9 protein-coding genes and 1 tRNA gene are annotated in these 12838 nt (G+C 74.9%); 7 read left to right on the forward strand and 3 right to left on the reverse strand.

The window, feature by feature from the left end; genetic code table 11:
- Window positions 1–66 precede the first annotated feature (66 nt).
- On the forward strand, window positions 67–2877 hold the full coding sequence (gene topA, locus ACFVXN_RS00745; RefSeq protein WP_389225753.1) for a type I DNA topoisomerase: 2811 nt from the start codon (window positions 67–69) through the stop codon (window positions 2875–2877).
- 6 nt (window positions 2878–2883) lie between these two features.
- Here the strand turns inward: topA and ACFVXN_RS00750 are convergent, their stop codons facing one another.
- Together ACFVXN_RS00750 and ACFVXN_RS00755 are read right to left on the reverse strand one after the other, a co-directional pair.
- A complete protein-coding gene (locus tag ACFVXN_RS00750) occupies window positions 2884–4236 on the reverse strand; it encodes an alpha-amylase family protein (protein ID WP_389225756.1) in 1353 nt (450 codons plus the stop codon).
- The gene (locus ACFVXN_RS00755; RefSeq protein WP_389225759.1) at window positions 4236–5393 is read right to left on the reverse strand and encodes a glycerol dehydrogenase; all 1158 of its coding nucleotides are present in this window, start codon (window positions 5391–5393) and stop codon (window positions 4236–4238) included. Before ACFVXN_RS00755 ends, ACFVXN_RS00750 begins: the two co-directional genes overlap by 1 nt.
- Before the next feature lie 590 nt (window positions 5394–5983).
- Here ACFVXN_RS00755 and ACFVXN_RS00760 point away from each other — a divergent pair.
- Together ACFVXN_RS00760 and ACFVXN_RS00765 are read left to right on the forward strand one after the other, a co-directional pair.
- The gene (locus tag ACFVXN_RS00760) at window positions 5984–6358 is read left to right on the forward strand and encodes a hypothetical protein (protein ID WP_389225762.1); all 375 of its coding nucleotides are present in this window, start codon (window positions 5984–5986) and stop codon (window positions 6356–6358) included.
- Window positions 6359–6408: 50 nt separating this feature from the next.
- Complete coding sequence (locus tag ACFVXN_RS00765; protein ID WP_389225765.1) at window positions 6409–7413, forward strand: Gfo/Idh/MocA family protein; 1005 nt, start codon at window positions 6409–6411, stop codon at window positions 7411–7413.
- 16 nt (window positions 7414–7429) lie between these two features.
- Here ACFVXN_RS00765 and ACFVXN_RS00770 read toward each other — a convergent pair whose 3' ends face one another.
- Window positions 7430–9196, reverse strand: coding sequence for a GAF domain-containing SpoIIE family protein phosphatase (locus ACFVXN_RS00770; protein WP_389225768.1), 1767 nt, complete (start codon window positions 9194–9196; stop codon window positions 7430–7432).
- Between the two features lie 74 nt (window positions 9197–9270).
- On the opposite strand from ACFVXN_RS00770, the gene tmk reads away from it, so the two are divergent.
- The 4 genes from tmk to ACFVXN_RS00790 all read left to right on the forward strand — a co-directional run bounded on the left by tmk (window position 9271) and on the right by ACFVXN_RS00790 (window position 12807).
- The gene (gene tmk, locus ACFVXN_RS00775; RefSeq protein WP_389225771.1) at window positions 9271–9948 is read left to right on the forward strand and encodes a dTMP kinase; all 678 of its coding nucleotides are present in this window, start codon (window positions 9271–9273) and stop codon (window positions 9946–9948) included.
- Window positions 9945–11081 carry a DNA polymerase III subunit delta' gene (locus tag ACFVXN_RS00780; protein WP_389225774.1) on the forward strand — a complete coding sequence of 379 codons (1137 nt, stop codon included), beginning with the start codon at window positions 9945–9947 and terminating at the stop codon, window positions 11079–11081. Before tmk ends, ACFVXN_RS00780 begins: the two co-directional genes overlap by 4 nt.
- A gap of 30 nt (window positions 11082–11111) precedes the next feature.
- Window positions 11112–12644, forward strand: coding sequence for an alpha/beta hydrolase (locus ACFVXN_RS00785; protein WP_389225777.1), 1533 nt, complete (start codon window positions 11112–11114; stop codon window positions 12642–12644).
- Window positions 12645–12734: 90 nt separating this feature from the next.
- Window positions 12735–12807, forward strand: a tRNA-Thr gene (locus ACFVXN_RS00790).
- The last annotated feature ends 31 nt before the right edge of the window (window positions 12808–12838 follow it).

Consider the following 12838-nt stretch of genomic DNA (forward strand, 5'->3'; position numbering starts at 1 on the left):
CCCCCGGCGCCGCTGTCGGTGCCGTCACCCCGGCAGGTCCGGGAAGTTCTGAGGAAGCAGGAGCGTATGTCGTCAGGTCGCAAGCTGGTCATCGTGGAGTCGCCGGCCAAGGCGCGCACGATCGCCGGGTACCTCGGCGACGACTTCGAGGTCGAGGCGAGCGTGGGTCACATCCGTGACCTGCCGCAGCCGAGCGAGCTGCCCGCGGACATGAAGAAGGGCCCGTTCGGCAAGTTCGCGGTCGACGTCGACAACGGGTTCGAGCCGTACTACGTGGTCGACTCCGACAAGAAGAAGAAGGTCGCGGAGCTCAAGCGGCTGCTCAAGGAGTCCGACGAGCTCTACCTCGCGACCGATGAGGACCGCGAGGGCGAGGCCATCGCGTGGCACCTGCTCCAGGAGCTCAAGCCCAAGGTCCCGGTCAAGCGCATGGTGTTCCACGAGATCACCCGCGAGGCCATCACCCGCGCGCTGGAGAACACCCGCGAGCTGGACACGCGCCTGGTCGACGCGCAGGAGACGCGCCGCATCCTCGACCGCCTGTACGGGTACGAGGTCAGCCCGGTGCTGTGGCGCAAGGTCCGCCAGGGCCTGTCCGCGGGTCGCGTGCAGTCCGTCGCGACCCGCCTGGTCGTCGAGCGCGAGCGCGAGCGCATGGCGTTCCGCGCCGCCGACTACTGGGACCTGACCGCGACGTTCGCGGTCGAGGACACCGCGGAGCCGTCGTTCGACGCGCGTCTGGTCCAGCTGGACGAGCGCCGCGTGGCCACGGGCCGCGACTTCGGCGACGACGGCGTGCTCAAGGGCTCGGCGTCGGCCCGCCCGGTGCACCTGGACGAGGATGCCGCCACCGCCTGGGTGTCCGCGCTCGACGGCGCGGCGTTCGGCGTCCGGTCGCTGGAGACGAAGCCGTACACCCGGCGCCCGGCCGCGCCGTTCACCACGTCGACCCTGCAGCAGGAGGCGAGCCGCAAGCTGCGCATGGCCTCGCGCGCCACGATGCGGACCGCGCAGACGCTGTACGAGAACGGCTACATCACCTACATGCGTACCGACTCGCCGGTGCTGAGCACGCAGGCGGTCGACGCGGCGCGGCGGCAGGCCGCCGAGCTCTACGGCGCGGACCACGTGCCCGACAAGCCGCGCGTCTACGCGTCGAAGAGCAAGGGCGCCCAGGAGGCCCACGAGGCGATCCGCCCGGCGGGGGACAACTTCCGCACGCCGGCGCAGGTCGCCCGCGAGCTGTCCGGCGACCAGTTCCGGCTGTACGAGCTGATCTGGAAGCGGACCGTCGCGTCCCAGATGGCCGACGCGCGCGGCTCGACCGCGTCCGTCCGGATCGCCGCGACCGTCCCGGCGCCGACGCTGCCCGACGGCAGCACCGCGAGCGACGGCCCCGCGGCGGGCGCGCCGACCGCGGCCGTGTTCGCGGCCAGCGGCACCGTCATCACGTTCCGCGGGTTCCTCGCGGCGTACGAGGAGGGTCGTGACGTCGACCGCTACTCCTCCGACGCGGCCGACGGCGCGGACGCGGCCGAGGGCTCCGGCAAGGGCGCGGCGCGCGAGACCCGCCTGCCGCAGATGGCCGAGGGCGACGCCGTGCAGGCGTCCGACCTCACCGCCGACGGCCACCGCACGTCCCCGCCGCCGCGGTTCACGGAGGCGAGCCTGGTGAAGGCGCTGGAGGAGCGAGGCATCGGCCGTCCGTCCACCTACGCCGCGACCATCTCGGTCATCCAGGACCGCGGGTACGTGACCAGCCGCGGGCAGGCCCTGGTGCCGACGTGGCTGGCTTTCGCCGTGACCCGCCTGCTGGAGGAGAACTTCGACCGGCTGGTCGACTACGACTTCACCGCCGGCATGGAGGAGGACCTCGACGCCATCGCCGCCGGCCAGAAGGACCGCGTCGACTGGCTGACCCGGTTCTACTTCGGGCAGCACGCCGCGGACGGCCCTGACGGCGACGGCCTGCGCGACCTCGTCGCGAACCTCGGCGAGATCGACGCCCGCGAGGTCAACTCCATCGCGATCGGCGACGGCATCACGCTGCGTGTCGGCCGGTACGGGCCGTACATCGAGGAGACCGGCGGCGAGCCCGGCCCGGACGGCAACCCGCGGCGCGCGTCGGTGCCGGACGACCTGGCCCCCGACGAGCTGACCCCGGAGCACGCCCGCGAGCTCCTGGAGAACGAGCCCGAGGGCGACCTGGTGCTCGGCACCGACCCGGTCGCGGGGACGACGATCGTGGCGAAGAACGGCCGCTACGGCCCGTACGTCACCGAGCTGCTGCCCGAGCCCGAGCTCGACCCCGGCCTGTCGGCCGCCGCGAGGAAGAGGGCGCTGGCCGCCCTCCCGAAGCCGCGCACCGGCTCGCTGCTGAAGTCCCAGAACCTGCAGACGATCACCCTCGAGGACGCGCTGCAGCTGCTGAGCCTGCCGCGGGTCGTCGGGACGGACCCGGAGACGGGCACGGAGATCACCGCGCAGAACGGCCGGTACGGCCCGTACCTCAAGCGGGGCACGGACTCGCGCACGCTGCCGTCGGAGGAGGCGATCTTCACCACGACGCTGGAGGAGGCGCTGGCGATCTACGCGCAGCCCAAGCGCGGTCGCGGCGCCACCGCGACCCCGCCGCTGCGCGAGCTCGGCGAGGACCCGACCTCCAAGAAGCCGATCGTGGTGAAGGAGGGCCGGTTCGGCGCGTACGTCACCGACGGCGAGACCAACCGGACGCTGCCGCGCGACGTCACCCCGGAGTCGATCACCCCGGAGCAGGCCGTCGAGCTGCTGGCCGACAAGCGCGCCCAGGGCCCGAAGAAGAAGCCGGCGGCCCGCAAGGCGGCGGCCCCGCGCAAGAAGGCCGCCGCCAAGAAGTAGATCGCCTCAGACCTCCAGCACGACCCACCCGAGCGGGGCCACGTCGACGACGTGGTCCCGCTCGGTCGTCCCGGGCCCGTCCTGGGCGACGACCCGGGCGCCGTCGGGCGTCGCCAGCGACCAGGTCCCGGCGTCCAGGTTGAGCGCGACCAGCAGGGCGGGGCCGGTGCCGTCGGACGTCGCGCCGGCCGGACGGGCCTCGTACGCGAGGCGGGTGTTCGTGACCTCGACGACGCGGGTGCGCGCGGTGTGCAGCCACGGGTGGCGGCGGCGCAGGCCGATCAACGCCTGGTGCCGGTGGTAGGCGGCCCACGCGTCGGGAGCCTCGTCGGGTCCGGGGAGGTCCGCGGGGGTGGGCGGGAACGCGGGGCGCACCGCGTCGTCGCCGCCGGCCCGGTCCTCCTTGACCCCGCGGTACGCCAGCTCGTCGCCGGAGTAGACCGCCGGGGTCCCGCCCACCGTCATCAGCACCACGAGGGCGTGGCCCGCGAGCGCGGGGTCGCCGACCTGGTCGGCGATACGCGTCACGTCGTGGTTGCCGACGAACGTGTACGGCACGAAGGAGTCCAGGAACGCGTCGTGCCGACCGAGGGTCCAGACGAGCTCGTGCCAGTTCCGGTCGCGGACGGCGCTCCAGGTGGCCTTCCAGAGCTCGTACTGCGTGACGCCGTCCAGCCCCGACTCCGCGACGAACGCCGGGTAGTCGCCGTGGATCACCTCGCCCATCAGGTACGCGTCGGGGTGCCGCTCGCGGACCCGGGCGACGACCTGCGCCCAGAACCCCGTCGGCACCGCGTACGCGGCGTCGAGCCGCCAGCCGTCGGCGCCCGCGTCCAGCCAGTGCGTCATCACGTCCGCGACCAGGTCGACGACCTCGGGGGAGTCGTGGTCCAGGGCGACCAGCGACCGGTGGCCCTCGAAGCAGTCCCAGTCGGGCGCGCCGCCGTCGTCCGGCCAGCGGATCCGGAACAGCCGGGCCTCGGGGGAGCCGGGGCCGCCCGCCAGCGCGGCGCGGAACAGCGGGTGCTCCTCGCCGACGTGGTTGAACACCCCGTCGAGCAGCACCCGGACCCCGCGGTCGCGCGCGGCGGCGAGCAGCCGGTCCAGGTCGTCCCGGTCGCCCAGGCGCGGGTCGACCCGCAGGTGGTCGACGGTGTCGTAGCCGTGCGTGCTGGACGCGAACACCGGCCCCAGCGCGAGGCCGTTCAGCCCCAGGTCGACGACGTGGTCCACCCAGGCCTCGACCTGCGCGAGGCGGTGCGTCACGGGGGTCGCGTCGTCCGCCACCGGCTCGGCGCCGGTGAAGCCCAGCGGGTAGACGTGCCACCACATCGCGTGGTCCACCCAGGTGGGCGCCATCAGCCGGCCCGGTGCGGGGTCGGCTCCGGCAGCCCGGCGTCCGCGCGGACCTGCCGGGAGAACCCCTCGATCGACCGCAGCGCGTCGACCAGCGCCGGCACCCGCACGGTGAACGGCATCGCGTGGATGGTCTCGCCCTCGGCGGTCGCGGCCTCGGCCACGCGGGTGAGGTCGTCGACGTCGTCCACGCCGAGGCCGACCTCGGTCAGGGTGTTCGGCAGCCCGACGCGGGTGGTGAACTCGACGAAGTCGCGGACCTCCTGGGTCGGCGCGCCCTCGAGGACCAGCTGGGTGACCGAGCCGATGTTGACCTTCTGCCCGTGGGTGAGGCCGTGGGTCTGCGGGGCGGCGGTCAGGCCGTTGTGGATCGCGTGCGCCGCGGCCAGCCCGCCGGACTCGAAGCCCAGGCCGGACAGCAGGGTGTTCGCCTCGACCACCTTCTCGACCGACGGGGTGACGAGGTGGTCGCGCACCGCGGCCACCGCGGGCAGCGCGTGCTCCCAGAGGATGTCCCACGACAGCCGGGCCAGGGCGGTGCCGGTGGTCGTCGGGATGCCGCCGGCCATCGTGGTGGCGTCGGTGCGGGCGACCGCGCGCGCCTCGATCCAGGTCGCGAGCGCGTCGCCCACGCCGGCGACGAGGAACCTCACCGGGGCGTTCGCGACCAGCTGCGTGTCGACCAGCACCAGGTCGGGGTTGCGGGGGAAGAACCGGTACTCCTCGAACCCCCCGTGGTCGTCGTAGATGACCGACAGGGCGGAGCACGGCGCGTCGGTCGAGGCGACCGTCGGCACCGACACCCAGCGGACGCCCGCGAGGAACCCGGCGGCCTTGACCGCGTCGATCGTCGAGCCGCCCCCGACGCCCACGACGACGTCGGCGCCGGTCTCGCGGATCCGGTCCGCGATCCCGTCGACCACCGTGGCGGTGGCGTAGGTCCCGAACCCGTCCCGGGTGAGCGGGAGGCCCGCGGACGCGAACGACCGCGTCACCGCCTCCCCGACGAACGACCAGACGACGTCGTCCGCGACCACCAGGGGCGTGCTGCCGATCGGCTCGACCAGCTCCCCGAGCCGGTCGATCGCACCGACCCCCTGTGCGTAGCGGGCGGGGCTGATCAGGGTGCGGACGGGCGGGTGCTGCAGGAGCGCGGACACGGTTCCTCCTCGGCTCGTACGCCGGCGGCGAGGCCGTCGGTCCCGGCCCACGTGACCCGCCGACGCGTCCACCGTACGGACCCGGAGCGAGCCCGGCACACGGACCTCGGTCCCGAAAAGCGAGAGGCGCCGCGACCGTGGTCTGCAGCGCCTCTCAAAACCCCACTACCGGGGACTACCCCTCCACGTTACCGTCCGGGGGATGCTCGCTCAACCGGCCCCGGCGCTGCTCCCGGCCATCGCCGCCTCGCTCGCGCCCGACCGGCTCCGCACGTTCCGACGCGCCACGAGCGGGAACAACCGGGTGGCGCTCGAGATGTACCTGGTCGACGCGCGCCTCGCCTCGGCGCTGCACGCGACGTTCCGTGCGGTGGAGGTCCTCGTGCGCGAGCGGATGCACCGGGCGCTCTCGACTGCGTTCTCCGAGCGGTGGTTCGACGTCCTGGAGGACAAGGCCGTCCTGGACCCTCGAACGGTCCGGAAGGTCGCCGCCGCCCGCCGTGCGGCGTCCGACGGCTCGGTGCCCTCGGTGGGGAAGGTGGTCGCCCAGCTGATGCTCGGGGCGTGGGTCGAGCTGCTCGACCGGGGGCGTGAGCGACCGGTACGACGCCGAGCTCTGGCCCGCGCTAGCACCGGCGTTCGCCTCCAGCAGCCGGCTACCGGACCGGTCGGAGGTGCACGGTCTGGCCAAGCGTCTCAACTGGGCCCGCAACCGGGTCAACCACTGCGAGCCGGTCGTGTTCGGCTTCCCGCTCGTGGGCGAACGGGCCCCGGACGGCGCTCAACGCAGGCTCGCACCGGCACTCCTCCTGGAGGACGTCCGTGCCCTCGCGGGGATGGTGGACCCGTCGGTCGCGGGGTGGCTGCGCGGCTCCCGGGCCGCGGACGAGATCGCCGCTGATCCCCTGGCCCAGCGCGCGCTCGACCACATCGAGGCGCGACCGTGCGTGCTCCTGCACCGGTGAGGGCGATCCGACCCCCTCGACGTGGGGCAGCCGGCCGCTAGGGTCGGCGCATGGCACTCACCGAAGACCCGCGCTCCGCGCCGCCGATCCGCTGGGGGATCCTGGGTGCGGGCGGCATCGCCGCCGCGTTCGCCGACGCCGTCCGGTCCAGCACCCGGGCCCAGCTGGTCGCGGTCGGCTCCCGCGACCACACCCGCGCCGAGCGGTTCGCCACCGCCCACGGCATCCCGACGACGCACCTGGGGTACCGCGACCTGGTCGAGGACCCGCAGGTCGACGTCGTGTACGTCGCGACCCCGCACTCGGAGCACCGCGAGCACGCGCTGCTCGCCATCGCCGCCGGCAAGCACGTGCTGGTGGAGAAGGCGTTCACCCGGAACGCCCGCGAGGCCGAGGAGGTGCTCGCCGCGGCCCGCGCCGCCGGGGTGTTCGTGATGGAGGCGATGTGGACGCGGTTCCTGCCGCACGTCGCCGCGATCCACCAGGTGATCGACTCCGGGGAGATCGGCCAGATCGTCTCCGTGCACGCCGACCACGGGCAGTACTTCCCGTTCGACCCGACGCACCGGCTGTACGACCCGGCGCTCGCGGGCGGCGCGCTGCTCGACCTCGGGGTGTACCCGGTGGCGTTCGCGCAGGACTTCCTCGGCGTGCCCACGTCGATCCGGTCGGTCGGTGCGCTGACCGAGACCGGCGTCGACGGTCAGCTGGCGATCGTCCTGAGCTACGGGGACCGCACGCAGGCGGCGCTGACGACGACGCTGTGGTCGCGGACGCCGACGACCGCGGCGATCAGCGGCACCGAGGGGACCATCACCGTCGAGGGCAGCTTCTACGCCCCGACGTCGTTCCGCGTGCAGCGCCGGGACGGCCGGACGTGGTCGTTCGACCAGCCCGTCGCGCACGGCCTGCAGTACGAGGCCGCGGAGGTGGCGCGCCGCGTCGCGGAGGGCGCGGTCGAGAGCCCCCGGATGTCGTGGGCGGACACGCTCGGCGTGCTGCGCACGATGGACGAGGTCCGCGCGCAGGTCGGGGTCGTCTACCCCGGGGAGTGAGGGCGGCCCGGCGGCGTCAGGGGGTCGGCGGCAGGACGCGGACCGCGAGCACCGCGACGTCGTCGGCCGGCTGCCCGTCCACGAGGGCGGCGGCGAGCTCGCGGACGAGCTGCTCCGGCTCCCGGTCCGCGAGCCCGCCGGCCGTCCGGGCGAGGCCCACCAGCGCGTCCGGCAGGGGCACGCCGCGGCGCTCGACCAGGCCGTCGGTGTAGAGCACCAGCGTGTCGCCGGGCCGCAGGTCGGCGTGGTGGTCGGCGCGGGCCCGCGCGGGGTCGACGCCGAGCAGCATGTCGGTCCGCCGGTCCAGCACCCGGCCCTCGTCGCCGGGACGGACCAGCACCGGCGGGAGGTGGCCGGCGGTGGACCACTGCGCGCGGACCACGTCCTGGTCGCGGGTGCTGAACCGCACCGCGAGCGCGCTCGCGACGGTCGCGAGGCCGAGCCCGGCGACGGCGCGGTCGAGCCGGGCGAGCCACGACGACGGGGACGCGTCCGGGCGGTCCCACGCGAACGCGCGCAGGGTGGAGCGCAGCTGGCCCATCCGGGCGGCGGCGTCCATGTCGTGCCCGGTGACGTCGCCGACCATCACCGCGAGGTCGCCGTCGGGCAGCACCAGCCCGTCGTACCAGTCGCCGCCGACCTGGTCGGCCTGCGCCGCCGGGAGGTAGCGGGCGGCGAGGCGGAACCGGGCGGGCTGGGGGAGCTCGGTCAGCATCGCGTCCTGGAGCGTCCGTGCCACGGTGCGACGCTGGTCGAGCAGCAGCGCCCGTTCCAGCGACTGCGCGGTGTACGCGGCGAGCGCGGCCTTGACCTCGCGGTTCTCCTGCTGGAAGTCGCGCGGCCCGGGCCAGCCGAGGGTGAGCACGCCGAGGACGCGGCCGCGGGAGGACAGCGGCAGCACGGCGAGCGCCCCGGGCGGCGCGGGCTGGTCGCGGCGCACGTCGCGCGCGACCGCCGGGAACCGCGCGAGCAGCGCGTCCCAGTCGCGGAAGTACATCGGCAGGCGGGTGCGGACGACCTGGGTCGACGGGCGCTCGTCGGTGAGGCGCGCGTGCCGCAGCGACTCGAAGCCGTAGCCGTCGAACGCCTCCAGCGAGGTGTAGGTGAGCCCCTGGGCGTCGGGGTCGAGCAGCGCGACACCGGTCATGGTCGCGCCGAGCCCGATCGCGCCGACCCGGGAGACCGCACGGGTCACCTCGTCGACGGTGGCGGCCGCGGTGAACGCCTCGGCCATCGTCAGCAGCAGCCGGCTGTGCCGGACGGCGTCGGTCGCCTTGTGCTGCGCGCGCTGCGCCCGCTCCCGCTCGGCACGCAGCCGCAGCTCGCTGCTGCACGCGGCCGCGAGGTCGGCCAGGTAGTCGAGCTGGTCCGCGGTCCAGCGGCGGGGCACCGAGTCGATCGCGCAGAGCGAGCCGACCACCTGGCCGGCGTCGTCGTGCAGCGGGCAGCCGGCGTACGCCACGACGTCGAGGTCGGTGACCGCGGCGTGCGCGGCGAGGGCGTCGTGGTCGCGCGCGTCGTCGACGACCACCGGCGCGCCGGTGCGGACCACCTCGAGGCACAGGGCGTGGGTGAGCGGGAGCCGGCGGGCGGCGTCGATCGCGGGGGGCAGCCCCACGGCGCCGAGGATGAGCTCCTCGGTGGGGGTGACGACCGAGACCATCGCGACCGGCACCCCGAGGTGCCCGGCGACCAGGCGGCCGAACCGCTCCAGGTCGGGGTCGGCCCCCGGGTAGGGCTCCGCCGGCAGCGGGAGGTCGCTCTCGACCCACGGGGTGGCCATGCCTCAGTGTGGCAAACGCGGCGGGTGCGGGGGAGTCGACGGCCGTGTCGGCCCGGGTCGTTACCCTGACGTCCGTGACGCTGCCCGCCCCGCCCCCGCCCGTGACCGCCCCCCGCGGGCTGTTCGTCTCGTTCGAGGGCGGCGACGGCAGCGGGAAGTCCACCCAGTCGCGCCTGCTCGGCGAGTGGCTGACCGCGTCCGGGCGCACCGTCGTGCTCACCCGCGAGCCGGGTGGCACCGAGCTCGGGCGGCTGCTGCGCCGCGAGATCCTGCACGGGGGGCACATCGACGCCCGCACCGAGGCGCTGCTGTACGCCGCGGACCGCGCGCACCACGTCGCGTCCCTGGTGAGGCCTGCGCTCGAGGCGGGGTCCGTGGTCGTGACGGACCGGTACCTCGACTCCTCCGTGGCGTACCAGGGCACCGGCCGCGAGCTCGGCGGCGACGAGGTCGAGGGCCTGTCGCTGTGGGCGACGGGTGGGCTGCTGCCCGCGCTGACCGTGCTGCTCGACCTGGACCCGGCGACCGGCATGGACCGGCTCCGCGCCCGGCCCGCCCGGCCGGACCGGCTGGAGAGCGCCGGCGCGGAGTTCCACCGGCGGACGCGCGAGGCGTTCCTCGCGCGCGCCGCGGCGGACCCGGGACGGTGGCTGGTGCTGGACGCCGCGCGACCCGTCGACGACCTCGCTGCCGAGGTCCGGGCGCGGGTCGAGGCGCTGCTCGCGACCGCCGGGCACGGGGACGCCGCGTGAGCACCGTCTGGGACGACGTGGTCGGGCAGGAGCCTGCCGTCGCGGTGCTCCGGGAGGCAGCCGCGGACCCGTCCCGGATGACGCACGCGTGGCTGCTCACCGGCCCGCCGGGCTCGGGGCGGTCCAACGCGGCGCGCGCGTTCGCCGCCGCGCTGCAGGACCCGTCCGGCGACCCGCGCAGCCCCGGGTGCGCGACGGTCCTCGCGGGGACCCACCCGGACGTGACGTTCGTGTCGACCGAGGGCGTCGTCATCCGCGCGGACACCGTGCGCCCCCTGGTCGAGCTCGCGCAGCGCGCGCCGTCGCAGGGCCGGTGGCGGGTCATCGTCATCGAGGACGCGGACCGGCTGAACGAGACCTCCGGCAACGTCCTGCTCAAGGCCATCGAGGAGCCGCCGCCGCGCACCGTGTGGCTGCTGTGCGCGCCCAGCCCGCAGGACGTGCTCGTCACGCTGCGGTCCCGGAGCCGGTCCGTCGCGCTGCGGGTGCCGCCGGTCGAGGCCGTCGCCGAGCTGCTGGTCCGGCGCGACGGCGTGGACCCGCAGGTGGCGCTGGTCGCCGCGCGGGCCGCGCAGTCGCACGTGGGTGTCGCCCGCCGGCTCGCCCGCGACCCCGAGGCCCGCGCCCGCCGCGCCGCGGTGCTGCGCATCGCCCCGCGGGTCCGCGGCGTCGGGGACGCGGTGCTCGCCGCGGGGGAGCTCGTCGAGACCGCGCAGGCCGACGCGAAGGCCGCCACCGAGGAGCGGGACGCCGTCGAGCGCCAGCAGCTGCTGCGGTCGCTCGGCGCCGAGGGCCTGGCCACCGTGCCGCCCGCGCTGCGCGGCGCCGTCAAGCAGCTCGAGGAGGAGCAGAAGCGCCGCGCCACCCGCGCGCAGCGCGACGTCCTCGACCGCGCCATGATCGACCTGCTGTCGTTCTACCGCGACGTGCTGGTGCTCCAGCTCGGCTCCGAGGTGCACCTCGTCAACGCCGAGCACGAGGAGGCCGCCCGGTCGATCGCGGAGTCCACGACGCCCGAGCTCACGGTCCGGCGGATGGACGCGATCGGGGAGGCCCGCACCCGGCTCGACGGGAACGTGGCGCCGCTGCTCGCCGTCGAGGCCATGCTGATCGCCCTGCGGCCCCAGGCCTGACGTGTCGGACGGGACCGTTACCGTGGTCCGGTGACTCCCGACCCGAGAGCCCGGTCCTCCGCGCTGCCCGCCCGCTCCGCCGCCCTCGTGGCCGTCCTCGCGCTGGTCCTCGTCGCCTGCACCGGCCCGCGCCAGCAGACCGCCGTGACCGAGCGCCCCTCCGCCGCACCCGTCGTGGACCTGGACAGCGCGTACGCGCAGCAGCTCGACTGGCAGGCGTGCGGCGACCTCGAGTGCGCGACGCTCGTCGTCCCGATGGACTACGACGACCCCACGGGCGAGATGATCGACATCGCCGTCAGCCGGCACGTCGCGACCGGCGACAAGCTGGGCTCGCTGCTCGTCAACCCCGGCGGCCCCGGCGCCTCCGGGATCGACGCGCTGTCGAGCATCGCGGTGCCGTCGTTCGGCAAGCAGGTCGTCGAGCGCTACGACCTCGTCGGCTTCGACCCGCGGGGCGTCGCGGCGTCCACCCCGGTCGAGTGCGTCGACGGCCCCGGCATGGACGCGATCACGTCGACCGACTTCGACTTCGCCACCGACGAGGGCATCGCCGCCGCCGAGGCCGCGTACGGCGAGTTCGGCGCCGCCTGCCTCGCGAGCTCGGGGCCCGTCCTGGAGCACGTCGACACCGTCAGCGCCGCGAAGGACATGGACGTGCTGCGGGCCGTGCTCGGCGACGACACGCTCACCTACGTCGGCTACTCCTACGGCACGCAGCTCGGCGCCACCTACGCCGCCCTGTTCCCGGAGAACGTCGGCCGCCTCGTCCTCGACGGCGCGCTCGACCCCACGCTGTCCTCCCTCGAGCTGTCCGCGGGCCAGGCCGCCGGGTTCGAGTCCGCCCTGCGCGCCTACGTCGAGGACTGCCAGGCCGGCGCCCAGTGCCCCCTGCGCGGCGACGTCGAGGACGGCCTCGCGCAGGTGAAGTCCGTGCTCGACAAGGCCCGCCGGTCCCCGCTGCCCGGCGACGGCCGACGGTCGCTCACCGGCCAGCTCGCGTTCAGCGGCATCGCGCTGCCGCTCTACAACGAGCAGTCCTGGCCCGCGCTCACCCAGGGCCTGTCCGCCGCGATGTCCGGCGACGGCTCGGTGCTGCTCCGGCTCGCGGACCTCTACAACGACCGCAGCGACGACGGCACCTACGCCAGCAACTCCATGCAGGCGTTCTGGGCGATCGGCTGCGCGGACGACCGCGGCACCACGGACGTCGCGGAGATGCGCGCCCAGGCCGCCGAGATCGAGCAGGCCGCGCCGACCGTCGGGTACTTCTTCGGCTACGGCGGCGTGATCTGCGCGAACTGGCCCGTCCCCGAGGCCGGCGGCCTCGACGACTACTCCGCCGCGGGCGCCGCGCCGATCCTCGTGATCGGCACCACCAACGACCCGGCCACCCCGTACGCGTGGGCGCAGAGCCTCGCCGAGACGCTCGACTCCGGCACCCTGCTCACCTACGAGGGCGAGGGGCACACCGCCTACGGCCGGTCCAACGCCTGCATCGGCGACGCGGTCGACGCCTACCTGGTCGACGGCACCGTCCCGGACGACGGCACCCGCTGCTGACCCCGCCCGGCACGCCGCGCGCGCTCGCTTTGGAGGACGCGCGGTGTGCCGGGTACAGTGGCTCTGCCCGTCCGCCGGTATGGCAGACGTGCCGCCTTAGCTCAGTCGGCAGAGCGTCTCACTCGTAATGAGAAGGTCAAGAGTTCGATTCTCTTAGGCGGCTCAGACCAGAGGCCCAGGATCATCGCGATCCT

It is taken from the genome of Cellulomonas sp. NPDC058312 (assembly GCF_042880135.1).
In the GTDB taxonomy this organism is placed as follows: domain Bacteria; phylum Actinomycetota; class Actinomycetes; order Actinomycetales; family Cellulomonadaceae; genus Cellulomonas.

Coding starts and splice junctions, on each gene's coding strand:
- topA (WP_389225753.1), top strand. CDS start 67: ATGTCGTCAGGTCGCAAGCTGGTCATCGTGGAGTCGCCGGCCAAGGCG.
- ACFVXN_RS00750 (WP_389225756.1), bottom strand. CDS start 4,236: ATGGCGCCCACCTGGGTGGACCACGCGATGTGGTGGCACGTCTACCCG.
- ACFVXN_RS00765 (WP_389225765.1), top strand. CDS start 6,409: ATGGCACTCACCGAAGACCCGCGCTCCGCGCCGCCGATCCGCTGGGGG.
- ACFVXN_RS00770 (WP_389225768.1), bottom strand. CDS start 9,196: ATGGCCACCCCGTGGGTCGAGAGCGACCTCCCGCTGCCGGCGGAGCCC.